Source organism: Actinokineospora auranticolor (assembly GCF_002934265.1).
Taxonomy (GTDB): Bacteria; Actinomycetota; Actinomycetes; order Mycobacteriales; family Pseudonocardiaceae; genus Actinokineospora; species Actinokineospora auranticolor.
On the sequence record NZ_PTIX01000011.1, the window covers coordinates 170,905 to 194,432 of the forward strand.

A 23,528-nucleotide genomic window follows, 5' to 3' on the forward strand; every position below is an offset into this window, starting at 1 on the left:
CGATCACCGCGTGGCGACGCGAGGACCGGCAGCCTCGGCACCGTAGGCAAGCAGGAAGGTGCGCACCGCCGAGGCGGCCACCCGCCGGACCTCCGCGTCGGGCACCGGTCGCGTGCCCAGTGCCGAGCGGGCCTCCATCGGGCCGGTGAGCAGCGCGACGAACTGCTCGGCGGCCTCGTCGGGTTCGCACCGGGCGAGCCTGCCCGCGAGCACCAGCCGGGAGAACCGGTCGGCGAGCGCGCCGGTGACCCGGTTGACCTCCGCACCACCACCGAGCACGGTGCGCACCAGGTCGGGGAAACGCACCAGTTCGGCGTTGACCAGCCTGCGCAGCGCCCAGGAATCCTCGGCGCGGTAGCAGTCGAGCAGGTCGACCCCGATGTCGGTGAGCGCGGCGGCGAGGTCCGCCACCCCGGGGTCCAGGTCGCCGACCACGGCCAGGCTCTTGTCCATGGCCGCCCGCGCGACCTCGGCGACGGCCTCGCGGAACAGCGTCTCCTTGTCGCCGAAGTGCGCGTACAGGGTCGGCTTCGCCGTACCCGCCTCGGCCGCGATCTGCTCCACGCACGAACCCATGTAGCCGTGCGCGGCGAAGACCCGGAAAGCCGCGGCGATGAGATCACGACGCTTGTCGATGCGGCCACGCGGTCGTCGGGTGGGCGGGTTCGCGGTGGTCATGACGCCAGCTTACCGATGAGATCGCCAAGATGAACCACTCGGTTCAAAACAACTGACACCTGGGTTGCGCCGCAACCGTCCAGGCAGCTAATTTGAACCAAGTCGTTCAGGCCGTCGTCCTGAACCGTCCATCACCCATCGCACGTATTGGGAGTCTCCCGATGTCGACCCAGGAGGACCGGCTGGATCCGGGCCTGCGCAAACTGCTCGGGGTGGTGTTGCTCGGCGGACTGATGGGTCTGGTGGACAGCACCATCGTCAACGTCGGCATGGACACGCTCGCCGGCCGTTTCGACTCCTCGTTGGCCACGGTCGGCTGGGTGGCGACCGGCTACCTGCTGGCCGTCACCGCCGCCATCCCGCTGACCGCGTGGGCCGTCGACCGGTTCGGCGCGCGCCGGATGTGGTTGGTCGGGCTGGCGGTGTTCACCGGGTTCTCGCTGGCCTCCGGCCTGGCCTGGGACGTGCCGAGCCTGATCACCTTCCGGGTGCTGCAGGGCTTCGGGGGCGGCATGCTCGACCCGATCATGCTCACGCTGCTCGCCCGCGCCGCCGGCCAGGCGCGCGTCGGGCGGGTGATGGGCCTGATGGGCATCGTCATCCCGCTCGGTCCGGTGCTCGGGCCGATCCTCGGTGGACTGATCATCGACGGCCTCGACTGGCGCTGGATGTTCCTGATCAACGTGCCGATCGGGGTGCTGGCGTTCCTGCTGTCGCTGCCGGTCGTGCCCACCGATCCGGTGGAACGCGGCGGGGCGCGCCTGGACATCCTCGGCCTCGCGCTGCTCACACCGGGCTTCGGCGCGCTGGTCTTCGCCCTCTCCCGGGCGAGCGAGGGCACCGGGATCGGCTCCACGCCGGTCGTCGTCGCGCTCGCCCTGGGCGTGTTGCTGCTGCTCGGTTACGGCGCGCACGCGCTGCGCGCGGGGCGCGACGCGCTGATCGACCTCGCGCTGTTCCGCTCCAGGTCGTTCGCCGCGGCGGTGACCGTGATGGGGCTGACCGGGGTGATGCTGTTCTCCAGTTTGTTCCTGGTGCCGCTGTACTACCAACTGGCGCGCGACTTCGACGTGCTGCGGGCGGGCCTGCTGCTGGCGCCGCTGGGCGTGGGGTCGTTCGTGGGGATGCCCATCGCGGGCAGGCTCAGCGACAAGGTCGGTACCCGCGCCCTGGTGCCTGCCGGGGCCGCGGTGATCGCCGTGTCGACGCTGGTCCTCACGCAGGTGGACGCGGGAAGCAGCCTGGTGCTGCTGGCCGCGTGCGCCCTGCTGACCGGGCTCGGCCTCGGCTTCGTCGGCGCGCCGACGATGGGCTCGCTCTACCGGACCCTGCCCGCGGAGTCGATCTCGCAGGGCACGTCCGCGCTCTACATCGTCAACCAACTCGGGGCGTCGGCGGGCATCGCGGTGTCGGCCATGCTCCTGCAGGGCGGGGCGAGCGGTGCGAAACCGACGGCCGAGGACTTCCACGGTCCGTTCTGGTGGGTCTTCGCCGCCGCCCTGGGCGTCCTGCTCTCCGGCTTGCTACTGCCGGGCAAACCGCCCGCGGCGCCCACCCCCAGCGCCGCTGCGGCCGAGCCGGACGGGCAGCCTGCCTCGGAGGTCGTGTAGGCGCCCGCCGAGGGGTGGGTCGAACCGGTTCGACCCACCCCTCGGTCAGCCCATCCGGAACGCGCCGTGCGCGTTCCGGTCTCTTCCTTGCCCGCTTTTTCCGAATCCCTGGGGCGAGAGCCGGAAAAACCCGCTGCCAGTCACCCGAGAGATTTCCCGCGCGTACCGGGGAGCGCGCGCGGGAAATCGGCGGCCTCCCCGGTACACGCACGACGCTCAGGCGACGATCCCGACCGGGATGTCCTGATCGTCGGCCAGGATGCGCCGCTGGAGTTCGCGCAGCGTCCGACCGGGCTGCACGCCCAGTTCCTGGTCCAGCGTCCGCTCGATGAACCGGTACACCTTGAGCGCGTCGGCCGGGCGTTCCGCGCGGCACAGGGCGATCATCAGCTGGCGGGCGAACGCCTCGCGCAGCGGGTGCTCGGTGACCAGGTTGCGCAGCGGCCCGATCAGCTCGCGGTCCCGGCCCATGCGCAGGTCCACCTCCATCTTGAGTTCGGTGCACTCCATCCTGGTCTCCTCCGCCCAGGTGGCGAACTCGGCGATCATCGACCCGACGCGCACGTCGCCGAACGCCGGACCCCGCCACAGGGCCAACGCCGCGCCGAAGGCCTTCGACGCCTCCTCCAACCGGTCCCGGCGCAACGCGGAACGCCCCTGGCACACCAGGTTGTGGAAGTCCTTGGCGTCCACCGCGTCCCCCTCCCCCAGCAGCAGCGCGTACCCGGGCGCTCGGGTGACCAAGCGGTCCTTGACGCCGTCCGGATCACCGCCGATCCGACCGAGGACCTTGCGCAACTGCGAGACGTGCACGTGCAGGGCCGCCATCCACCGGCGCGGCGGTCGCGCACCCCAGATCTCGTACGCCAGCCGCTCCGCCGGGATCACCTCCTCCACGCGGCAGACCAGCGCGCCGAGCAACGTCTCGACCTTGGGCGCACCGACGACCTCCGCCCGCTCGGCTCCGACGACGCGCAAACGGCCTAAGATCTGGTATTCCACAACGACCCCCACCCAGTGGATCGGAAAGCCCCGCCGCGCGGCGGGGGCGGACATGGCGGGCGCGGTCGGTCACCGCGCGAGCGCCCCGACACGGGCACACCATCGGGCCGGAGCGGGAGCGCCCGGACCCAGCTTGGCCGAGCGCCGAGCGGAACCGCATCAGGGAAACCACGTATGGGAGACCCAGATCACCTTGACCCGCGGCGGCCCGACCTACACGCCGTCACCGGAGTCGTCAATGAACCATTCAGGCAATCCCATCACGCAAAGGCGAGCGCCCCCGATCACCTATTGTGGAAATGTCGACGCGACTGGGAACAATCGCGCAAACGGAAATGGCGTACACCGAGGAGGACCCGTACATGCGCAACCCGGTCGACGCGGGCACCGGACAGATCGTGCGCCAAGTGGAGGCGGACCGGTTGACGGCCGCGGCCACCCTCGCCGCGGCCGGGATGTGCGTGCTGGTCGACCTGGTCGGTGAACCGGGCGCGGGCAAGACGTTCCTGCTGGGGCACGCGGCGCGCACCGCCACAGCGCGCGGTATGGCGGTGGCGCTCACCCGGTGCGTGCCCGGCCGATCGACGACGCGCGGGCGAGCGCTGTCGGCCGCGGCAACCACCGGCCCGCCGCGAGCACTGCTGATCGACGACGCGCACGACGTCACCCCGACCGAGGCCGAGGCGATCGCGGAACTGGTGGCCACGCGCCCCGACCGACCGCAGCTGGTGGTGCTGGCGCGCCGCGCGCACGGCACACCCCCCGCCCTGGCCGCGCACCTGGCGCACGCGGCCGAAGTCGGCACGTGCGAGCGGTTGGGTCTGCCCCCGCTCGACGTGGAGCAGTGCGCCCAGCTGCTGGGCCGGTCCGCGCGCGACCCGGTGGCGCGCCGCGCGGCGCGTGAAGGCGACGGCGTCCCCCTCTACGTGCTGGCCTCGGCCGCCCAGCAGGTGCCCGCAGGGGACCGGGACCCGACCGCGCGAACCCGGCTCGCCCGGTTGCGCGCCCGGTTGGCCGAGGACGTCACCGTGAGCACCGACCCGGCGGTGGCCGCGGTCGCCGCCGCGGGCGCGGTGCTCGACGGGCCGTTCGACGTCGACGCCCTCGCCGAGGTGGCTGATCTGTCCGAGCGGTCGGTCCAGGAGGCCGTGGGGGTGCTGGTGGCCCGCGACGTGTTCCGCTCGGCGGGGTCCGGACCGCGGCTGTGCTTCCGGCACCCGGCGGTCGCCGCCGCGGTGTACGAGTCGATCGGCACCTGGCCCCGCCAGCGGGCGCACCGGCGGGCGCTGGCGCTCACGCGCAGGCGCGGCGCGGCGCCGGGTGTGCTCGCCGCGCACGTCGCGGGCGGGCTGGTCGAGTTGGACGCTGAGCACATCGGGTTGCTGCTGCGCGGTGCCGCAGAACGCCCGGCGGAGGCGGTCGGCTGGTTGCGGCTCGTGCTGGCCAACGCGGGCCACCTCGACGACGCGGCAGCACGGGAACTGGTCCGACTGGTCACCGAGGTGGTGGGGGCGTGGCCGGATGGCCCGCCGCCGCCAGACCTGCTGGAGGGGCTGGTGTGGCACGCCCCGCGGCCGGACCGCGCCGAGGCGGTGGCCTTCGCCGCGCTGCGCTGGGCGGTGGCGGGCCGGTTCGACACCGCGCGGGCGCTGGTGGACGACCACCTCGCCACGCACGGTCCCGACGCCGCGCTGGCCGCGCACCGGGAGTTGCTGGCGGTGCTGGAGCAGCGGGTGCCCGCCGCGGAACCGGTGGCGGCCGCCGCGGCAGCCGCCCGCGCGGCGGGCGACCACGTGGGCACCGCGTGCGCGTTGGCCCTGGCCGCGCTGGGCACGGCGCTCTCCCCGCACGCCGACGCGCCTGCCGTGGCGCGGGCCAAACGCGCCGTCGTCGACTCCGCCGCGCGGCTCGACGCGCTGCCCGATGCCGCGCTGGGCGGCGCCATCGGGTATCTGGGGGTGCTGGGCTGGGCCGAGTTGCTGCTGGGTGAACCACTGCCCGCGGTCACCCATCTTCGCCGCGGGCTGAGCCTGCTGCCCGCCACGCCTTGGCGGTTCCTGCTGCCCCACTTCCAGGTGGGCTTGGCGCTGGGCAACTCGGTGACCGGCCTGCCGGGTGAGGGGCGCCGGGTCGCCAGGCAGGTGGCCGGCGGCTCAGCCGCGGGGCCGCGCGCGGCCGGGATCGCGATCGTCGAGCTGATGGGCACCGTAGTGCCCACCCGCGTGGACGCCGACGCGGTCCCGGCCCCCCGCGAACCGGACTCCACGACCGCGGTGTCCGGCTCCGCACACCCCTTGCTGTCCCTGCTGACGGCCACCCGCTTGCGGCTGCTCGGCGATGGTGTCGCGGCGAGCGCGACCCTGCTCACCTCGGGGGGCGGACCCACCCTGGGCAGGCTGCCCGCCGTGCTGCGACCGTGCGGCTACGAACTGCTCGCCGCCACGGCCCCGCCCGGCGCGGCGGACGAGTGGGCCCGCCGGGCGGTCGCCGCGGCCGAGGGCTTGGACCTGCACGCGGCCACGGCGTTCGCGAACTTCGCCGCGGGGCACGCGCTCGCCGGGCACGACCCGGGGCCCGCCGCCCGGCGCTACCAGGCGGCGGCCTGCCTGTTCGCGCACAAGGGCATGGTCGTCGCGCAGGCGTGGGCGCTGCGGCACGCGGTCTCGCGCCTGGCGGACGCGGGCTCGGACACCGCGGCCAGGGAAGTGGACACCGTCTCCCGCGCGCTGGCCGACGGCGCGGGCGTCCGCTTCCCCGACCGAGCCGGTCCGGGAACCACGCGCGCGGCGGACCCGCTGGCGGAACTCACCGACCGCGAGCACCAGGTCGCCGACCTGGCCACCACGGGCCTGCGCAACCGCGAGATCGCCGTCGAGCTGGGGCTGAGCCCGCGCACGGTCGAGGTCCACCTGAGCCGCGTCTACCGCAAGCTCAAGGTGTCCACGCGCGTGGAGCTCGTCCGGGTCCTGGCCACCGCCCGCGCCCGCTGAGCCCGCCCCGCGAGACCGCTCAGTCCACACGCGACACGACCGCGGGCCGCGCGGGCACGGCGGCGAGCAGCTCGCGGGTGTACTCGTGCGCGGGCTCGGCGAACACCCGCTCGGTCTCGCCCTCCTCCACAACCTGACCACCGCGCAGCACCAGCACCCGGTCGCTGACTTCCCGGACAACCCCGAGGTCGTGGGAGATGAACACCAGCGCCACCCCCAGTCCGCGGCGCAGGTCCAGCAGCAGCCGCAGCACCCTGGCACGCACCGAGGCGTCCAGCGCCGACACCGGCTCGTCGCACACCAGGACCTCGGGTCCGGGGGCCAGCGCGCGGGCGATGGCGACGCGCTGCCGCTGACCGCCCGAGAGCTGCCGGGGGTGGCGGGAGCGCACGTCGTCGGGCAACCCGACCAGCTCGAGCAGCTCGCCCACCCGCGCCGCGCGGCCGGGTCCGGGCAGCGCGTCACCGATGATCCGTTCGACCCGGTGGCGCGGGTCGAACGAGCCGAGCGGGTCCTGCTGGATCAGCTGCACCCGGCGTCGCAGGGGGCGGCGATCCCGCGCCGACAGCCGCGACCACGGCTGCCCGCCAAGGGTCACCACGCCCTGGTGCGGTGACCGCAGCCCGAGCAGCAGCTCGGCCAGGGTGCTCTTGCCCGCACCGGACTCCCCCACCACCCCCAGCACCTCGCCAGCGGCGAGCGCGAACGAGACGTCGAAGACCCCCCGGCGGATCGCCGGGTCGGCACCGGGGTGGGCGAGGGTGACCTGGTCGACGCGCAACGCCTCGACGTGTTCGCGGTGCGGTGGCGGCGGTTTGGGGGCGGCGCCCGGCATGGCCGCCAGCAGCGTCTTGGTGTACTCGTGCCGGGGCGCGGTCAAGACCTGCCCCACCGGGCCGCTCTCGACGATCCGCCCGTGCCGCATGACCGCGACGTCGTCGGCGAAGGAGGCCACCAGCGGGAGGTCGTGGGAGATGAGCAGGACCGCCATGCCGCGGTCGCGCTCCTCGGCCAGCAGGGCCAGCACCTTCGCCTGCACGGTGACGTCGAGCGCGGTGGTCGGCTCGTCGGCGATGAGCACGGCGGGACCACCCGCCAACCCGGTGGCGATCAACGCGCGCTGGCGCAGCCCACCGGACAGCTCGTGCGGCCGCTGCCTGGCCCGCTCAGCCGGTTCGGGCACGTGCACGCGCGCCAGCAGGTCGACCGGCGTCGGGGCGTCCGGCCGCGGGTGGTTGCGCAGCACCTCGGTGATCTCCGCGCCCACCGTGCGCAGGGGATCCAGCGACACCAGCGCGTCCTGGGAGACCAGGCCGATCCGCGCGCCGCGCACACCGCGCCAGCGGCGTTCGGTCAGCGACCGCAGGTCGGTGCCCGCCAACTCCATCCGGTCCGCGCTCACCCGCGACCCGGGACCGACCAGACCAAGCAACGCGCGCGCGGTCACGCTCTTGCCGGACCCGGACTCCCCGACGATCGCCAGGCACCGCCCGGCCGTCAGGGTGAACCCAACACCGCGCACCGCCTCAACCACCCCGCGGCCGACGCGGAACTCGACCCGCAACCCCTCCACGGCCAGCAGCGGCTCAGTTCCCATCGGCCGGACTCCCCTCGAAACGGCGCCGCAGGTCGGCGCCGACGACGTTGACGGCAACCACGGTCGCGGTGACCGCGAGGCCGGGGAACACCGCCAGCGCCCAGGCGGTGTCGAGGAAGTCCCGGCCGTCGGCGAGCATCGCGCCCCACTCGGGGGTCGGCGCTTTCGGTCCCAGGCCGAGGAAGCTCAGCGCGGACCCCGAGATGATCGCGGTGCCTGCGGTGACGGTCGCGAAGACCAGCAGCGGCGGCACCGCGTTGGGCAGCACGTGCCGGGCGTGGATCCGCGCGGGCGAGTGCCCGAGGACCACGGCGGCGCGCACGTACCCGGACTCCCGCACGACCAGGGCCTGGCCGCGGGCGAGGCGGACGAAACCGGGCACGGTCGAGCAGCCGATGGCGATCGTGGCGTTGAGCGCGCCGGGTCCGAGGACCGCCACGACGAGCAGTGCGAGCAGCAGGCCGGGGAAGGCCAGCAGGATGTCGGTCGCGCGGCCGATCGCCTCGTCCAGCAGGCGCGGTCCGCTCGCGGAGAGCACGCCGAGCAGCGCGCCGACGACCAGGGCCAGGGACGTCGCGCCGAGACCGATCACCAGCGACCAGCGGGCACCGTGCACCACCCGGCTGAAGGTGTCACGGCCCAGCACGTCCGTGCCGAACAGGTGCGCGGGGCTCGGCCCGGCCACCGGGGCGCCCAGATCGATGGCGTCCGGCGGGTGCGTCGCCACCAGCGATGGCCACACCGCGGCCAGCACGACCAGCGCCAGCACCAGGTACGCGAGCCACAGCGCAGGCCGGAAGCCGGATCGGGCGCGCGCGGTCGGTTCCGCGGTCATCGCGGCACTCCTTCCGGCCGGGGGCTCGCGCGCCCGGCCAACCGGGGGTCGGCGACCTGGTACAGCAGGTCGACCACGAGGTTCAGCACGGCGAACACAGCGGCGGCCAGCACCACGATCCCGGTGACCACCGGCATGTCCCGTGCGGCGATGGCGGTGGCCAGCACCCGGCCGAGGCCCTGTCTGGTGAACACCGTCTCCACCACCACCGCACCGGACAGCAGCGTGCCGATGGTCCACCCGGACAGGGTGAGCAGGGGGATCGCCGCGTGGCGCAGGGCGTGCGCGCGCCGCACCGCCGCTTCCGAGCTGCCGCGGGCCCGGGCGCTGAGCACGAACGGCTCTCGTAGGGCGCGCTCGACGCCGTCGCGCAGCACCTGGGAGAACACCCCGGTGAGCCCGATCGCCAGGGTGACCGCGGGCAGCACCAACCCGGGTACACCGTCCCCGCCCGCGACCGGGAACCACCGCAGGCGGAAGGACAGCAGGCTCAGCAGCAGCACGCCGATCCAGAACGACGGGGTGGAGATGGCGACCAGTTCCAGGGTGGTCACGAACCTGCGCAAGGCGGGGCGGCGCCCCGCGGTGGCCAGGGCCAGCGGCACCGACACCACGAGCGCCAGCCCGAACCCGCTCAGTGCCAGCGCGGCGGTGGCGCCGACTTGCTCGCCCAGCACCGAGGCGACCGGTGCCTCCAACTGGTAGGAGCGACCGAGGTCGCCGCGCACCAACCTGCCCAGGTACGCGAGGTACTGCTCGGCCAGCGGCTGGTCGAGGCCGAGTTCGGCGCGGATCCGCGCCACCCGATCCGCGGGCGGCAGCGCGTCGCCGAGCATGGTGAGCACCGGGTCACCCGGCATCAGGTGCAACGCGAGGAAGGCGGCCGTGGCCGCGCCCCACACCACGAACAGGGTGAGCGCCACGCGGCGCGCCACGCCCCTCACGCCCGGCCCCGCAGGTCCACGTCGTAGAACAGCGGGAAACCCACCGGGTCCGAGGCGAGGCCGCGCACCCGGTCGGTGTACCCGACCAGTGCCGCGGGCACCCACAGCGGCAGGATCAGCGCGTGGTCGACGACGTAGCGCTGAGAGGCGGCGTAGAGGTCGGCCCGTGCCAGGGGGTCGAGTTCGGTGTGCCCCGCGAGCAGCAGCCGGTCGAGTTCCGGGTGGCGCTGGGCGAAGACGTTGCCGCCGCCGTTGTCCCGGGTCTTCCCGCTCTCCAGGAAGAAGTTGAGGATGTCGGGGTCCGCGCGGATGAAGCTGGTGGCGAACATGTCCAGGTCTCCGGTTTCCAGCAGTTCGCCGAAGGTGCCGGTGTCGACACCGGTGTAGTCCAACTGGATGCCGACCTTCTTCAGCTCGGCCTGCACCCCCTGGGCGGTGGTGACCATCGAAGACTGGTAAGTGGCCGCGTAGGGCCAGCGCAGCACCAGCCGCACACCGTCGCGGGTGCGGTAACCCCGCGCGTCCCGGCCGGTCCAGCCCGCCGCGTCCAGCAGCGCACCGGCGGCCGCCGGGTCGTGTGGCCAGGTGCCCTCCAGCCCCCGTGCGTAACCGGGGGTGGTCGGACCGAGTGGACTCCAGGCCCGATCAAATTGTCCGAAGTGGACAGATCGAACCAGTCCGTCGACATCGATCGCGCGCAGCACCGCCCGACGCACCTGTTCGTCGGCGAGCACGCCGCGCACGGGGTTGAACATGACCGCGGAAACGATGCCCGGGGATTCGGCGCGGCTGTAGCGCAACGCGTCGAACCGCTTGAGCGAGGGCACGTTCGCGGGCGGCACCTGATCGATGACGTCGACCTGGCCGCTGGTGAGCGCGCCGAACCGGGAGGCGTTCTCCGAGATCAACCGGATGGTGAGGCCGGGGACCAGCGCGGGCCCGGTGTGCGCGGCGGTGCTCGGCCCCCAGTCGTAGTCGGGGTTGCGGTCGAGTTCGATGGCGCTGTTCTTGCTCCAGCGGCGGAAGGAGAACGGCCCCGATCCCACCGGCTTGCCGCAGAGCGCACCCTTGTTCTCCCGCAATGACTTGGGCGACTGGATGCCGAGGTAGGCGGTGCTCAGCGCCTGCAGGAAGGGCGCGCTGGGCCGCTTGAGGTGGATCCGGATCTCGGTGGGACCGACCACCTCGGACCGGTCGTAGGCGTCGATGAGCCCCGCGGCGTACTGGGACTTGGTCTCCGGCGCGACCGCGTGGTCCAGGGTCGCGGCCACAGCGGCGGCGTCGAGCGGGGTGCCGTCGTGGAAACGAACACCGGGACGCAGGTGGAAGGTGTAGCGCAAGCCGTCTGCCGAGATGTCCCACCGGGTCGCCAACCACGGCTCGAACCGACCGTCACGGGTGAACACCACCAGCGAGTCGAAGATGTTGCGATCGATCGTCGCCACGATGTCCTGCGGGCTGACCTGCGGGTCCAGGCACTGCGGTGTCTGCCCGGTGGCGAACACCAACCGGTCGCCACCGGCTCCCGCGCCGCGCACCCCGCACGCCGACACCCCCACCAAGGCGATCGCCACCGCCAGCGCGGCCATCCGCTCCCGCCACCGTCTCACCCGTCGCCCTCCGGTTCCATTCGGACCGCACAAGTGGCGACAGACTCGTGACCCGTTCTAATCGATCACCAAGCATTCCCACCATGCGGGACCAACCGGCCCGGCACCCCGTGCGACGACCAAACACGTCCCCAACACCCGACGCGGTCACCGCGCGGCCGAATCGGGACGCGCCATTCGTGTCGCGCGACACCGGGAACAACCACTCGATAGGCGGAACGGGCCGGAAGGCAGGCATCCACCCGGATGAAGGCTGTCCGCCCGCGGGCCAACGACCTCGTGCTCACTGCAATGGTGGTTCCGGCTCCGAGGCTGGGCGACGACGGCCTACATCCACGCCGGGTTCAGGTACTCCTTCACGGCGAACGGATGGAGCGTCGCCGGCGGCAGTTACTCCCACGGAGAACTGGGAGGCTACCTCTTCCACGGGAGCTGGTTCTCCAATCTGAAATCCGGCGCTCGCGGTGGGTACAAGTGCTGGGGAAGATTCACCTGCTATCTTGGACCATGGGACAAGATGACGTTCATCGCAGCAGGCACCCTTTTCTACTCCGGCAGGTACGGCGTGTGGACCGCTGGGATGATCTGGTGAGTTCCTGGGTCGTGGACCTCGAAGCCGCACTCGGGCCCGAGGTCCACGACCCATTGGTGCGACCGTGGCTGGAAGAGGTGTTCGACAGCCACGGGAGCGCACCTGCCTGGTACGTCGAGAAACTGGCCGCACAACGACAACAGGACTTGGTGGCCGAACTGGTGCCCGCAGTCCTTGACCAGGCCGAGGCGGAGCTCGGGCATCGGCCGGAGATGCCCGTGGACGGCGACACCGTCGGCCACGACCAGATATGGGCGGTTACCCGCGAACTGGCCCTTGTCTCAATCGCCGACGCCATTCAGTCGCTCATCGCATCGCGCGATCGCGTCATATGGCCAGTGAGTCCTTTTCATCCTGCGGTGACCTCGTAGGTCTGTAGGACGTGGATTGCCTTGGCGAGGCGTCCGGTGCGGCGTGGGCAGCAGCGGAGTTTGCGCAGGACGCGCCAGGTCTTGAGTTGGGCGTTGGCGCGTTCGCCTGGTCCGCGCAGGCGGGCGTGGGCGCGGTTGGCGTCTTTCTGTGACTCGGGCTTGTTCCGCCCTTTATACGGTGTCATGACCTGCCGCCCGGTCGGGTCGTAGCCGTGGTAGCCCTTGTCGGCCAGGGCGAGCAGCCCGGCCTCGCGCAGCGCGGCGAGGATGTTCCAGATGCGGGCCGCGGCGGTGTCGTGGGTGCTGCCGGGCAGATCACCGGACACCCATAGGATCGTTCCGTCGGGTGACGCAACGACCTGCAGGTTCATCCCGTGGATCTTGTGTTTGCCGGAGTAGAAGGGCCGGTCGGCGGCGATGCGGTCGATCGGGATCAGCGTGCCGTCGATGATCACGTAGGCATGGCCTTGGCGTTTCGCATCGCGCAGCGCCTGCCGTAGCTTCGAGGACCGCCGGGCCAGCAGCTCGACGGTCTCGTTGACATAGCGCCAGCAGGTCGTGGTCGACACCCCGAAACCGGCGCCCACCTCGGCGAACGGCTCGCCTTTGCGCAGATGGACGAGCACCAGCAGGGCCTGGCGCCCAGGGTCGAGCTTGCGCCACACCGACCCCAACCCCTTCCGACGAGCACGGATCAGCCCGGACACGAACCTCAGGGTCCGAGGTGACAACGGCAGCGCGGCACGATAGAACAACATGTGAAGCCCCTGGCAAACAGAACATCTTGGTCGATGCCTCTGCTACCAGGGGCTTCGCCACATCCAGGCAACGCCACACCGACCGCTGTCAACCTGTGATCAACAAGAACCCTTGCACGTCAACATGAGGTTGTCCCCTTGAATCGGACACCCTGATCCCAGACAGCGGTCTGGGGAAGGATGTTCCCCGTGTCAGGCAAGTCGAAGTACCCCGAGCAGTTCCGCAAGGACGCCGTCGAGCTAGCCCGCTCGTCGGACCGGCCGTTGCGGCGGGTCGCCCGCGAGTTGGGCGTGAACCACGAGACCCTGCGCAACTGGGTCCGTGCCGCCGATCGAGCCCAGGCCGCCGCGCCGGTCGCCGGTGTGTCGGCCGATGAGCGGCAGGAGCTGCGTGAACTGCGCAAACGGGTGGCGGAGCTGGAGTTGGAGAAGGAGATCCTGCGCAAGGCGGCAGCCTATTTTGCCAAGGAGATGGGTCGTTGACCCGCAGCTACCGGTTCATCTCCGAACACCGCGCCGTCTTCGGCGTCACTCGGCTGTGCAGGGTCCTGGGCGTGCGACGCCCGGGGTTCTACGAATGGCTCGCCGCCGCCCCGGCCAGGGCGGAGCGGGTCGCGGCGGACGAGGGGTTGGCCGCCGAGATCGCCGAGGTCCACGCCGGGCACCGGGGTGCCTACGGGCGTCCGCGGATCGTCGTCGCGCTGCGCCGCCGCGGCCTGGAGGTCAACCACAAACGGGTCGGGCGGGTCATGCGCGAGCGCGGCATCGCAGGTCTCACCCGACGGCGGCGCAGGTCGCTGACCAGGCCCGACATCGCGGTGGCATCGGTGCCGGACCTGATCAGCCGCGACTTCACCGCCCCGGCACCGGGCCGACGGCTGGTCGGCGACATCACCTACCTGCCCACCCGGGAGGGCTGGCTCTACCTGGCCACCGTGATCGACCTGCACACCCGCGAGGTCATCGGCCACGCGATGGCCGACCACACGCGCGCCGAACTGGTCCGCGACGCCCTCGACCTCGCCGCCAGTCGCGGCCTGACCGACGACGGGGCGATCTTCCACGCCGACCGCGGCACGCAGTACAGCTCCGGGCTGTTCCGCCGCGCGCTCGCCTGCCACGGCATTCGACCATCGGCGGGACGGGCCGGGTCGTGCTACGACAACGCCGTCGCCGAGTCGTTCTTCGCCACCCTCAAGACCGAGATCGGCACCACCGTCTGGGACACCCGCGACGACGCCCGACGCGACGTCTTCGCCTACCTCGGCTACTACAACCACGACCGTCTACATTCGACACTCGACTACCGGACCCCGCACGAAACCCGGATCGACTACCGTCAAGGCCACACCCTCGTGGCATGAAATCCGGTGTCCGGTCTTCGCGGACAACTTCAGTCGTTAGTAACACCTCTGACCTGGCGGAGAGGGTGGGTGCCCCACACCGGGGGCAATCACATACCCGTCAACCCGAGAACGACCGCCTCAACAATCCAGGCCCGGACGTGGACCTCGCGCGGGTGGGGCTCTCCCGCGGCGGTGGGGGCCACGCCCGCGTAGACGCTGGTCACCACGTCCGTGGTGGTCACGGCCATGACCGCCGGTCGCGGCCGATCGAAGCGTTTAAGCAAGCGCACCAGCGAGGCCCAAGGGCCGCGGACGGCAGGCTCCAGCAGCCTAGGCACGGAGTGTGCTGTGGCGGACAGGCGCAAGGCTGGCGCCTGTCCGCCACAGCTTGCTTCGTCGTCACATCAGAAGCTCACCGTAGGCATCGGGCCCGACAAGGAGTCGCGGTGGTGCGTCGCCCTCTACCGGCCAGAGTTGTAGTAGGTGCTCCTCCAGCCCGTCTGGTGAGTGTTCCTTGGGGCGCCTGCTCATCCGGCCGGTGACATGGACTCGCACCGCCCACCATCCGGCAGTCGGCAGGGCGAGTTCGTGAACGAGGTCCAGCGAGGTCGTCAGGAAGTGCAGCGCTGAACTGGTGACGTGTATCCGCCGCTCAGTCACGGCCTCCCAGCCCGGCGGTATGGCTGCTGGTGCTGACTCCCGTAGGTCAAGACCGACGTTCAGCGGACCCCACTCCATCCCGGTCAGGACGGCGAACCACTGCTCTTCCCCGGTTGTCATCCCATCTTGCGGGGGTGGCCACGCATCGCGGTAGCGGACCGGGGCGGCGTCTTCGAGGCGATACTGCCCATCTGCCGAGCGAACAATGATGACATCTGGTTCAGTCACCCGCGCATTATATGTCCCACGAGCTGCTGCCGTCGGCGCGACGAGCGTAGACGTAGAAGCTTTCGTTCTTCAGGATCCGGCAGAGTGAGATGTGGTTTGCCGTCAGTCCTCCCTGCGAGCTATTCGCCGTAGGGGCGACGTACCTGGTGGAGTATGGCTTTCCTGACGCGGCACCTTCGTTGGAGCGAGCGATAGGGTATTCATCGCAGCTCTTCCCGGGAGGTGTATTGCCAGATGGGCATGCCACCGCTCGGTTCGCGGCCTCCGTTGTGTCGTCGCCGAGCGTCAACGCCGTTCCTTGAGTCAGCGACCCGGGTTTGCCCGGCAGTGACCGTTCGGCGTCATAGACGTGGTTGGCGACCTCGGTCACCAACGGATGGCTGATGGCGTTGTACCGGATGATGGCGGGTTCTTCAGCGGCGGTGCAGCCAGGGTAGGTCCGAACGACCCGGTCGCAGCGCCCGCGGACTCCGTTGTGGTCGCCGATGTTCAAGGAGAGGGTTTTTCCTGGGCTGCCAACGGGTGAGATGATAATCGAGGCGCCGATGTATCCGGTGAGGTAGACGTACGAGGAAAGCCCTTGCGATACGACGCCGGTCTCCTGTTGCTCCCAATCCTGCGTGTGGGTGACGTCACTGAGGAGGTTGATGGAGTAGGAGCCACCTGATGTCGACGTGCACACTTGCGCGTCCCGGTCGCAGCCAGTGCCTACAACGGCTGGTACGGGGACCTTTTCTGTCCCCCATGATTCCGTGGTCGTGACCCTGCTACGCAAGAACCAACTCAACGAGTCGTAGTTCCAGGCCACTTCGGTATCGAAATCGAGATCCTGACCGCCGATCTCTCTGCCCGGAAAACCGTTGATGACTTCCTTGACGATGTAGCTAAACGACTTGTATCGACAGGAAGTGATGCGGATGAAGTCGTACTCGCAGTCGGGCTCCCTGAGGGAAGCAGACTGCAACTTTTGGTCAAGCGGGTCGCGCCCTGTCCGTGCCCGCTCGTCGCGGTGGTTTGCCGCATCCGTCAGGCTGGTGCGGAATTGAATGCTAATGCACCGATCCTGACCCTTTGTGACGAACTGACAGGTGTTCTTTTCGGACTGCCGAGCCAGCTCTACGAACTTCTCTTTCGATACAGCGGCTTCCTGGAGCGTGATGGGGGTACCTGCAGGCGTTGCTACCGCAGGTACCGCACTGAAGATTGCGCCAGCGAGCGCCACGGCCCCGGCGGCAACGCTCCACCTCTTCTTGGGCATGCAGATATCTTCCTCTTGAGTACAGGTGATGAACACTTGCGGTACACCGCAGGTTCAGTGACGGACCGCGTCTTCATTCATCGATCCGGTAGCAGTAGATCGAAGTGAAGCCTCTGGCCGCTAGGGGCCGATCAGGTGATTTTCGGACATTTCAAAGAGGTGCTGCTGTGGAGATTTTCAGCAAGTATGAGGTATTGCCACCAAATAAGGTGACTCACCGTTGGGTGCGGACTATCAAACAATTGTTGAGTCGACAGGTCGAGCACTGCTTGCTCGCTTGGGGCATGATGAACCCGGTCGATCGGCAGGTCGGCGTCCCAGCCAGAAGGTTGAGCTTCCCCCCGCAGCCCGGACACCTGACCTGTGGTGACCTGTGGTCACCAGGGAGGATGTCTTTGTGCCCGCACCACACCCGCCTGAGTTCCGTCGTCGTGCCGTCGAACTGGCTCGCGAGGGAGGCAAACCGATCGCCGAGCTGGCAAAGGATCTGGGAATCAGTCAGTCCTGCCTGCGGAACTGGATGACCCAGGCTGACGCCGACGACAACGGCGGCAACGCGACCAGGTTGACCAGCGCGGAGAAAAAGGAACTCGCCGAGCTGCGGCGCAAGAACCGGCAGCTTGAGATGGAGAACGAGATCCTGAAACGCGCTGCCGCGTATTTCGCGCGGGAGAACGTCCTCCCAAAGTAGTCTACCCGCTGGTCCGCGAGTTGGCCGACGACGGTATTGATGTCACGGTGGCCTGTCGGGTGTTACGCGTGTCCCGTTCCGGATACTACGAATGGCGCGACCGGCCACTGTCTGGGCGCGCCCAGGAGAACCGGTTGTTGGTGAAATATATCGAGCAGATCCACGCTGATTCACGCGGCACCTACGGGTCACCGAGAGTGCACGCCGAGCTTACCCTGGGCGTGGGGGTGCCGGTGAACCGGAAACGCGTCGAGCGGCTCATGCGCGAGGCCGGTATCCAGGGCCTCCACCGGCGCAAACGCTCGTGGACCACCGTGCGCGACCCGGCGGCCGAGCCTGCTCCAGACCTGGTCAACCGACACTTCACCGTCCAGGGCCCGAACCGGTTGTGGATCACCGATATCACCGAACACCCGACCGAGGAAGGCAAGGTCTATTGCGCCGCGGTCATGGACACCTATTCCCGTCTGATCATCGGCTGGTCCATGGACAACCACATGCGCACCGAACTCGTCACCGACGCCCTCGGCATGGCCATCACGCGACGAAAACCAGAGAACGACACAATCCTGCATTCCGATCACGGATCCCAATATACGTCGTGGGCGTTCGGGCAACGTCTCCGCGCAGCCGGGCTGCTCGCTTCGATGGGCACCATCGGTGATTGCTACGACAACGCCATGATGGAATCCTTCTGGGGCACTCTCCAACTCGAACTTCTCGACCGGAAACAGTGGAAAACCCGAGATGAACTTGCTAACGCGATATTCGAATGGATAGAATGCTGGTACAACCCGAAACGCAGACACTCCAGCATCGGGATGCACAGCCCCGTCACGTTTGAAGCCCTGCACACCGGGTCAGACCAAGACCACTGACCCCACACCGCAGGCGTCCGGCAAACGGGGGGAACCTCACCCACCTCATCCGCGCCCACCTCACCCGCGCCAACCTCACCGAAGCCCACCTCACCTACGCCAACTTCACCCACGCCCACCTCGCCGGAGCCCATCTCATCCGCGCCCGCTTCAGCGACGCCAACCTCACCCACGCCGACCTCCGCCACGCCAACCTCAGCCGCGCCAACCTCAGCGACGCCAACCTCAGCCGCGCCAACCTCACCCACGCCGACCTCAGCGAAGCCAACCTCAGCGGCGCCAACCTCAACGAAGCCGACCTCAGCGGCGCCGACCTCAGCGACGCAACGCACGACGAGCACACCCGCATCGACAGCGTGATCGTCAGTCCGGAGACTCGCGGCACATGGTGGTGACCGCACCCCAGCAACGGTGCGAAGCGCAAACTGCTGCTGCCCCGGCTCACTACCGCCGTGCTCGCCGCCGTCCGCAACCGTGGCCAAGGTGCGCGGCCGATCGAGCTGCCTGCCCACGGCCTGGTCGAGGCCACCCTCCCCCGGGCGGTGAACGGGCCCGGCAGGCAGCCGACCGGGTGAACCTCGCGGCCTGGCCCGCCGGGCGGGCGCGTCGTTGTCGGGGGTGATCGAGACCATCGGTGGACGATCACCGTCGACCACCAGGAGAAGGGGCTCCCACCGGTGTCGAAGAAGACCACCGATCCCGTGCTGCGCTACGAGAACGGGGTGCCCGTCTACCGCGACGGGCGTGCGCCTGAGCACCTGCTCACCGCGACCGCGCTGCGTGGCCGGCGGTTGTCACCCGCCGGGCTGCACCCGGTGGGGTGGGTCTCCACGCTCCCGTATCACCGGGTGTGCGCGCTCTACGACAGCACTCAGGCCCGCCCGATCCGGCCGGTGACCTCGCGGCAGCGCGCGGTGCTGGCCGCGGGCCGGGAGCTGGCCAACACCGTGCCCTGCCGCCGCTGCGAGCAGGTGCGGGTGTCGAAGTGGGATGAGGACCGGCTGTGCGGGACGTGCCTGCCGGTCGTGGAAACCGAACGGCACGCGCGGATGATCGCCGCCGCCGAGGACCACGAGCGGATGCTCGCCGCCGACCAGGCCGCCGCCGCGTGGGCGACCGAGGTCTTGGCCGACCCGGACACCGTCGTGCTCGACACCGAGACCACCGGGCTGCACGGCGACGTCCGCATCGTGGAGATCGCCGTCCTCGACCGGCACGGCGCCGTGCTGCTGGACTTCCTGGTCCACCCCGGCATCCCGATCCCTCCGGACTCGACCGCGATCCACGGGATCACCGACACCGTGGTCGCCGGGGCGCCCCGCTTCGCCGAGCTACTGCCCGCGCTGACCGAGGTACTGGCCGGGCGCCGCGTGATCATCTACAAGCGCTTCACTAGGCAAGTCGAGTGTCGGATATGGGGTTGTCGGGAACGCGAGCGATCATCGTTGCCTCGACCTCGAGGGACGAGCGCTTTCCAAACTGACCGCCGGCGTGGTTCGCGGCCAAGGCCACGGCCCGCGACGACCCGTCAGCCCGGTAGGGCCGACGGGATGGTTCGGGTCGGTGTCGCGTCGGCGAAGGCGTTCCACAGCAGGTTGAGCGGGTGGTCGGCGGCGTAGCGGCCGCGTTCGCCCTTGCGGGCGAAGATGCCGGTGACGATCTCCAGGCGGGGCTCGTAGTCGCCGGCGAGGTCGATCTTGCGCAGGCCCTGGCCGGGCAGCCGGCCCTCGAGGGCGGCGTCGGCGACGCGTTCGGTGGTGAGCAGGCAGCCGTGCAGGAGCTTGCTGGTGAGCAGGTTGAGGCCGTAGTTGAGGGAGTCGATGTCGGCGATGACGTGCAGCACGCCGCGGTAGTCGGGGCCGTACCAGCGGCCCAGGAACTGGGCGAGCAGCCCGGCGGTCGGGGCGAGCAGCGGCAGGCCGGGCAGTCGCCCGGCGCCGACCGGGGTGTCGGGCAGCTCGCGGGCGGACAGGTTGGTGAGCAGGGCGACGCGTTCGCGGTGCCATTCCAGGAAGTCGTAGTCCAGGGTGGGTGGTCGGCCGGGTTCGGCGGCGAAGCTGCCGCACACCAGGTCGACCTTCTTGCCGTCGAGCTTGCGCCACAGGTCGCGGGTGCGGACGTGCTCGATGTTGAGCTGCACGCCGCGGCGCTCGAAGTCCTCGCGCAGCGCGGGCCACACGGCGCCAAGGAACTGCACGGTGAACTCGGTGGTGCCGAAGGTGACGGTGGACCCGACCCGGCGCCGGCTGCGGTGCAGGCTGTCGATCCACGACAGCAGGGTCCTGCGCGCCAGCGCGACGACTTCCTCGCCGGAGGGGGTGAACAGGAAGTCCTTGCCCCGGCCCTGCTTGACCACCAGCGCCTCGCCGACCAGGCGGGTCGCGGCCTTGTTGATGTTGTCGAGTTGCTTCTGCACGCTGGACTGCTCGCGGCCCAGCGCGCGGGCGGCGCGTTGCGCGGTGCCGGTGGCGTGCACGACGGCCAGGGTGCGCAGTTGGTCCAGGCTGACGTCGAGTATCTCCGGCGGGCAGCCGAGCAGCGCCGCCAGAACCTCCGCCGCCTCGCCGTCGTCTCCGGTGTCCGGCGCCACGTCTCCTCGCTCCCCGCCGCAGGTCCCCACAGCACCCAGCCTGACAGGGGAATTGTCCGCTCGGACAGTTTGACTGTCGTTGATCGCACTTCCCGCCGAACTGTCCTACAAATGTCCGGACGAACAACTCCAGACACGATACTGTTCGACCGAACATCTGTGGTGGTGTGCCCGGCCGGGCTCGCCCGCGGTGGCGCCCCATGAGGAGCGCCTGGGGAAGCGGAGGTTCCGCGTGATCGCTCGCAGCATCGCCACCGACGAGGTGGCCTCGTCCTGCTAATTCCGCACCACGGTCGACCAGCCGTTCCGTAAGGCGCTGGTCCAGATCAACGAGGACTGCAACCTCCAGTGCGCCCACTGCTTCGTGTCCGCGACCAAGGTTGGCAGGCAGATGCCGCTGGCCGAGGTGGTGGACAAGGTGATCCCGCGCCTGGACGACAGTCGCGTCCGTCGGGTGACCCTGACCGGCGGGGAACCTACGATCCACCCGCACTTCCTGGACATCGTGCGCGCGTTCCGCGCGGCCGGGATGGACGTCGGGATCTGCACCAACGCCACCACCCTGAACAACGTGCAGATCGCGGCGCTGGTCGAGATGGGCGTGCACTGCAACGTGTCCTTGGACGGGTTCGCCGCCGACTCGCACGGCCGCTTCCGGGGTGACCGGGCCAGCTTCGCAGTCACCGTGGCCACCGTGGAGAAGCTCGGCCGCGCGGGCATTCTGCAAGGGCTGCTGTGCACGCCGAACACGCTGGCCCAGAACGAGGAGTACGCCCGGCTGTGCGCGTTCGCCCGCGCCAACGGGGCGCGCTACGTGCTGCTCAACCCGCTGGGCAGCATGGGCCGCGGCGTCAAGTCGAAGGCCAAGCTGGCGAAGACGACGCTGCACATGCGGGAGATCTTCGAGCTGACCGCGCCGTTCGACGGCCCGGATCTCGATATCGCGCACATCCGCTTCCCGAACACCGAGGCCCGGCCGCTGGCCGGGTGCGAGGCCGGGACGATCATCTACGTGTTCACGCCCGGCGAGGTCACCGTGTGCCCGTACCTGGTGTTCGCCGCCCGCACCCCGGCCTCACGGCACGCCGACACCGAGTTCATCGTCGGCAACATCTTCACCGACCCCGACCTGGCGGCTCGGTTGGACGACTACCGCTTCCACGACCGCTACCTGGTCGGCGCGAACGCCACCTGCACGGCATGCTCGCTGAGCTCCGGCTGCGGCAAGGGCTGCCCGGCCGCGGTGGTCGCGGCCGGCGGCCGGATCGGCGAGGTCGACGCCGAACAGTGCCCGGCCATCGAGGAGAACCACGCCGAGGGGCGCCAGCTGCTGCCGCTGATGCCCGCATGACCGGCCCGTTGCTCGATGAGCCGCGTCGCCTGCCGGGCACGCTGATCACCCTGGACGGCCCCGGCGGGGTCGGGAAGTCCACCGCCGCCCGCCTGGTCGCCGAGACGCTGACCGCGGCCGGGCTGCCGGTGCACGCGACGAGCCAGCCATCCCGCGCGCCGCTGGGCGAGCTGGCCCGGCACGGCACCGACACCTACCGGGGCATGGCGCTGGCCTGCCTGTGCGCGGCCGACCGGCACCACCAGCTCGCCACCGAGATCGTGCCCGCGCTGCGCGAGGGCCAGGTGGTGGTGTGCGACCGTTACGTGGCGTCCTCGCTGGTGCTGCAAGGTCTCGACGGGCTGTCCGCGCAGGTGGTGTGGCAGCTCAACCACGGCGTCTACCGGCCGGACCTGTCGGTCATCCTCACCGGTGACGCGGGCGTGATCGACGCTCGGCTGCGGGCGCGCGGCGGGCACAGCCGCTTCGAGCGCGCCGAGGACAACAGCGAGCTGGAGACCGGCCTGTACGTCCACGCCGTGGTCGACCTGCAACAGCGGGGCTGGCCGGTCGCCGCGCTGGACGCCACCACCGACCCGCCCGAGAAGATCGCCGCGGCGATCGTGTCCCTCATCCACCAGGTCCTGACCGAGAAGAGCGCGGCATGTCTTTGAGCCTGATCACCGTCAACGTCGGCGCCCCCTCGCTGGACCGCGCCCAGCGGCAGCTCCGCTGGCTGGCCGCCCGACCGGAGGAGGTGCTGGTGCTGACCGAGACCAAGGCCACCGCGGGCAGCCAGTTCCTCGCCGAGGCGTTCACCACCGCCGGGTACGCGGTGACCTTCCCCGAGCACGCGCCCGGCGAGCTCGGCATGATGATCGTCAGCAAGCTCGCCACCACGCCGGACCCGCTCGGCACGGCACTGGACTACCTGCCCGCCCGCGCGGCCGGGGTCGTGCTCGACACGACTGACGGGCCGCTGCGCGTCGTCGGCACCTACGTGCCCTCCCGCGACGCCACCGCCGAGAAGACCGAACGCAAGAAAACCTGGATCCAGCGCTTCGGCCGCGCCCTCGACGCCACGACCAGCGAGGTGCCGCTGCTGCTGCTCGGTGACCTCAATGTGCTCGAACCCAGCCACACCCCGGCGCACCGGGGCCAGTTCGCGCCGTTCGAGTACGCCTTCTACAGCGGCCTGACCGACCGGCACGGCCTGCTCGACCTGTTCCGGCACCTGCACCCCGACCGAGTCGAGCACAGTTGGGCTCGCCGCGCGGACCTGGGCTACCGCTACGACCACGCCCACGGCTCCCGCGCCTTGAGCGAGGTGCTCACCGGCTGCGAGTACGTCCACGAGACCAGGGAACTCACGGCGGACGGCAACCGGCTCACCGACCATTCCGGACTCGCCGTACGCCTTGCGCTGACCGCGACCGCGTCACTGCTAACGTCGGACCCCGCCACGGCGGCCACGCCTGCCGAGCCGGAGCCCACCTTGTTCTGACCGGCCGGTTCGCTCTCGGCTGCCGGACCACCCGTCAGCCGAGACCGCGAGGACCA

At 70.3% G+C, this 23,528-nt stretch carries 24 protein-coding genes; 12 read left to right on the plus strand and 12 right to left on the minus strand.

The genetic code is table 11. The annotated features are described in order from the left end of the window. Positions 1-3: 3 nt before the first annotated feature. Positions 4-678 carry a TetR/AcrR family transcriptional regulator gene (locus CLV40_RS20900; protein ID WP_104480645.1) on the minus strand — a complete coding sequence of 225 codons (675 nt, stop codon included), beginning with the start codon at positions 676-678 and terminating at the stop codon, positions 4-6. A gap of 161 nt (positions 679-839) precedes the next feature. On the opposite strand from CLV40_RS20900, the gene CLV40_RS20905 reads away from it, so the two are divergent. After that, entirely contained in the window at positions 840-2,288 is a 1,449-nt protein-coding gene (locus CLV40_RS20905; RefSeq protein ID WP_104480646.1) for a DHA2 family efflux MFS transporter permease subunit, read from the plus strand. A 216-nt stretch (positions 2,289-2,504) separates the two neighbouring features. Here the strand turns inward: CLV40_RS20905 and CLV40_RS20910 are convergent, their stop codons facing one another. Beyond that, positions 2,505-3,266, minus strand: a complete 762-nt coding sequence (locus CLV40_RS20910) for an AfsR/SARP family transcriptional regulator (RefSeq protein ID WP_219824052.1) — start codon at positions 3,264-3,266, stop codon at positions 2,505-2,507. Positions 3,267-3,625: 359 nt separating this feature from the next. On the opposite strand from CLV40_RS20910, the gene CLV40_RS20915 reads away from it, so the two are divergent. Then, positions 3,626-6,280 carry a helix-turn-helix transcriptional regulator gene (locus tag CLV40_RS20915; RefSeq protein WP_104480648.1) on the plus strand — a complete coding sequence of 885 codons (2,655 nt, stop codon included), beginning with the start codon at positions 3,626-3,628 and terminating at the stop codon, positions 6,278-6,280. A 19-nt stretch (positions 6,281-6,299) separates the two neighbouring features. Here CLV40_RS20915 and CLV40_RS20920 read toward each other — a convergent pair whose 3' ends face one another. Genes CLV40_RS20920 through CLV40_RS20935 form a run of 4 tightly spaced genes read right to left on the minus strand, consistent with a single transcriptional unit; the run spans position 6,300 to position 11,266 of the window. Continuing rightward, positions 6,300-7,877, minus strand: coding sequence for an ATP-binding cassette domain-containing protein (locus CLV40_RS20920; protein WP_104480649.1), 1,578 nt, complete (start codon positions 7,875-7,877; stop codon positions 6,300-6,302). Next, a complete protein-coding gene (locus CLV40_RS20925) occupies positions 7,867-8,712 on the minus strand; it encodes an ABC transporter permease (protein WP_104480650.1) in 846 nt (281 codons plus the stop codon). Before CLV40_RS20925 ends, CLV40_RS20920 begins: the two co-directional genes overlap by 11 nt. Beyond that, complete coding sequence (locus tag CLV40_RS20930) at positions 8,709-9,656, minus strand: ABC transporter permease (RefSeq protein WP_245931430.1); 948 nt, start codon at positions 9,654-9,656, stop codon at positions 8,709-8,711. The genes CLV40_RS20925 and CLV40_RS20930 overlap by 4 nt, the downstream gene beginning before the upstream one ends. Then, positions 9,653-11,266 carry an ABC transporter substrate-binding protein gene (locus tag CLV40_RS20935; RefSeq protein WP_219824053.1) on the minus strand — a complete coding sequence of 538 codons (1,614 nt, stop codon included), beginning with the start codon at positions 11,264-11,266 and terminating at the stop codon, positions 9,653-9,655. Before CLV40_RS20935 ends, CLV40_RS20930 begins: the two co-directional genes overlap by 4 nt. Before the next feature lie 567 nt (positions 11,267-11,833). Between CLV40_RS20935 and CLV40_RS20940 the strand changes: the two genes are divergently transcribed. After that, positions 11,834-12,229 (plus strand): hypothetical protein, encoded by a 396-nt coding sequence (locus CLV40_RS20940; protein WP_104480652.1) that lies wholly within the window; start codon positions 11,834-11,836, stop codon positions 12,227-12,229. Here the strand turns inward: CLV40_RS20940 and CLV40_RS20945 are convergent. Continuing rightward, positions 12,208-12,987, minus strand: coding sequence for a transposase family protein (locus CLV40_RS20945; protein WP_104480653.1), 780 nt, complete (start codon positions 12,985-12,987; stop codon positions 12,208-12,210). The two genes, CLV40_RS20940 and CLV40_RS20945, sit on opposite strands and share 22 nt — an antisense overlap. 189 nt (positions 12,988-13,176) lie before the next feature. On the opposite strand from CLV40_RS20945, the gene CLV40_RS20950 reads away from it, so the two are divergent. After that, positions 13,177-13,470 (plus strand): transposase, encoded by a 294-nt coding sequence (locus tag CLV40_RS20950; protein ID WP_181043631.1) that lies wholly within the window; start codon positions 13,177-13,179, stop codon positions 13,468-13,470. Further along, the gene (locus tag CLV40_RS20955) at positions 13,467-14,351 is read left to right on the plus strand and encodes an IS3 family transposase (RefSeq protein WP_104480655.1); all 885 of its coding nucleotides are present in this window, start codon (positions 13,467-13,469) and stop codon (positions 14,349-14,351) included. Before CLV40_RS20950 ends, CLV40_RS20955 begins: the two co-directional genes overlap by 4 nt. An 89-nt stretch (positions 14,352-14,440) precedes the next feature. On the opposite strand, the gene CLV40_RS40370 is transcribed toward CLV40_RS20955, so the two are convergent. The 4 genes from CLV40_RS40370 to CLV40_RS37345 form a co-directional block, all read right to left on the minus strand. Beyond that, a complete protein-coding gene (locus CLV40_RS40370) occupies positions 14,441-14,575 on the minus strand; it encodes a hypothetical protein (protein ID WP_281261679.1) in 135 nt (44 codons plus the stop codon). Positions 14,576-14,732: 157 nt separating this feature from the next. Beyond that, complete coding sequence (locus CLV40_RS37340; RefSeq protein ID WP_146108142.1) at positions 14,733-15,221, minus strand: hypothetical protein; 489 nt, start codon at positions 15,219-15,221, stop codon at positions 14,733-14,735. 7 nt (positions 15,222-15,228) lie between these two features. Further along, positions 15,229-16,479 carry a NucA/NucB deoxyribonuclease domain-containing protein gene (locus tag CLV40_RS20965; protein ID WP_104480657.1) on the minus strand — a complete coding sequence of 417 codons (1,251 nt, stop codon included), beginning with the start codon at positions 16,477-16,479 and terminating at the stop codon, positions 15,229-15,231. Between the two features lie 131 nt (positions 16,480-16,610). Beyond that, complete coding sequence (locus CLV40_RS37345; protein ID WP_146108143.1) at positions 16,611-16,835, minus strand: hypothetical protein; 225 nt, start codon at positions 16,833-16,835, stop codon at positions 16,611-16,613. A 41-nt stretch (positions 16,836-16,876) separates the two neighbouring features. On the opposite strand from CLV40_RS37345, the gene CLV40_RS20975 reads away from it, so the two are divergent. The 4 genes from CLV40_RS20975 to CLV40_RS20985 all read left to right on the plus strand — a co-directional run bounded on the left by CLV40_RS20975 (position 16,877) and on the right by CLV40_RS20985 (position 19,667). Further along, positions 16,877-18,048, plus strand: a protein-coding gene (locus tag CLV40_RS20975; protein WP_374066515.1) for an IS3 family transposase whose coding sequence is annotated in 2 segments (ribosomal slippage) — positions 16,877-17,168 and positions 17,168-18,048 — 1,173 coding nt in all. Because the reading frame shifts where the segments join, the coding sequence is not laid out codon by codon here. 47 nt (positions 18,049-18,095) lie between these two features. Next, positions 18,096-18,443 (plus strand): pentapeptide repeat-containing protein, encoded by a 348-nt coding sequence (locus CLV40_RS20980; protein WP_245931438.1) that lies wholly within the window; start codon positions 18,096-18,098, stop codon positions 18,441-18,443. A 57-nt stretch (positions 18,444-18,500) separates the two neighbouring features. Next, a complete protein-coding gene (locus tag CLV40_RS40375; RefSeq protein ID WP_281261680.1) occupies positions 18,501-18,623 on the plus strand; it encodes a hypothetical protein in 123 nt (40 codons plus the stop codon). Between the two features lie 102 nt (positions 18,624-18,725). Continuing rightward, positions 18,726-19,667: a 3'-5' exonuclease gene (locus CLV40_RS20985; RefSeq protein WP_104480660.1), complete on the plus strand. Its 942-nt coding sequence runs from the start codon at positions 18,726-18,728 to the stop codon at positions 19,665-19,667. On the opposite strand, the gene CLV40_RS20990 is transcribed toward CLV40_RS20985, so the two are convergent. Next, positions 19,577-20,638: a LysR family transcriptional regulator gene (locus CLV40_RS20990; protein WP_104480661.1), complete on the minus strand. Its 1,062-nt coding sequence runs from the start codon at positions 20,636-20,638 to the stop codon at positions 19,577-19,579. The two genes, CLV40_RS20985 and CLV40_RS20990, sit on opposite strands and share 91 nt — an antisense overlap. A 325-nt stretch (positions 20,639-20,963) precedes the next feature. Here CLV40_RS20990 and CLV40_RS20995 point away from each other — a divergent pair, with 325 nt between their 5' ends. Genes CLV40_RS20995 through CLV40_RS21005 form a run of 3 tightly spaced genes read left to right on the plus strand, consistent with a single transcriptional unit; the run spans position 20,964 to position 23,472 of the window. Next, positions 20,964-21,989 (plus strand): radical SAM protein, encoded by a 1,026-nt coding sequence (locus tag CLV40_RS20995; protein WP_281261682.1) that lies wholly within the window; start codon positions 20,964-20,966, stop codon positions 21,987-21,989. Continuing rightward, complete coding sequence (gene tmk, locus CLV40_RS21000; RefSeq protein ID WP_104480662.1) at positions 21,986-22,642, plus strand: dTMP kinase; 657 nt, start codon at positions 21,986-21,988, stop codon at positions 22,640-22,642. The genes CLV40_RS20995 and tmk overlap by 4 nt, the downstream gene beginning before the upstream one ends. Next, the gene (locus CLV40_RS21005; protein ID WP_104480663.1) at positions 22,633-23,472 is read left to right on the plus strand and encodes an endonuclease/exonuclease/phosphatase family protein; all 840 of its coding nucleotides are present in this window, start codon (positions 22,633-22,635) and stop codon (positions 23,470-23,472) included. The genes tmk and CLV40_RS21005 overlap by 10 nt, the downstream gene beginning before the upstream one ends. Positions 23,473-23,528 lie beyond the last annotated feature (56 nt).

Coding starts and splice junctions, on each gene's coding strand:
- CLV40_RS20900 (WP_104480645.1), bottom strand. CDS start 678: ATGACCACCGCGAACCCGCCCACCCGACGACCGCGTGGCCGCATCGAC.
- CLV40_RS20905 (WP_104480646.1), top strand. CDS start 840: ATGTCGACCCAGGAGGACCGGCTGGATCCGGGCCTGCGCAAACTGCTC.
- CLV40_RS20915 (WP_104480648.1), top strand. CDS start 3,626: ATGGCGTACACCGAGGAGGACCCGTACATGCGCAACCCGGTCGACGCG.
- CLV40_RS20920 (WP_104480649.1), bottom strand. CDS start 7,877: ATGGGAACTGAGCCGCTGCTGGCCGTGGAGGGGTTGCGGGTCGAGTTC.
- CLV40_RS20925 (WP_104480650.1), bottom strand. CDS start 8,712: ATGACCGCGGAACCGACCGCGCGCGCCCGATCCGGCTTCCGGCCTGCG.
- CLV40_RS20945 (WP_104480653.1), bottom strand. CDS start 12,987: ATGTTGTTCTATCGTGCCGCGCTGCCGTTGTCACCTCGGACCCTGAGG.
- CLV40_RS20965 (WP_104480657.1), bottom strand. CDS start 16,479: ATGCCCAAGAAGAGGTGGAGCGTTGCCGCCGGGGCCGTGGCGCTCGCT.
- tmk (WP_104480662.1), top strand. CDS start 21,986: ATGACCGGCCCGTTGCTCGATGAGCCGCGTCGCCTGCCGGGCACGCTG.
- CLV40_RS21005 (WP_104480663.1), top strand. CDS start 22,633: ATGTCTTTGAGCCTGATCACCGTCAACGTCGGCGCCCCCTCGCTGGAC.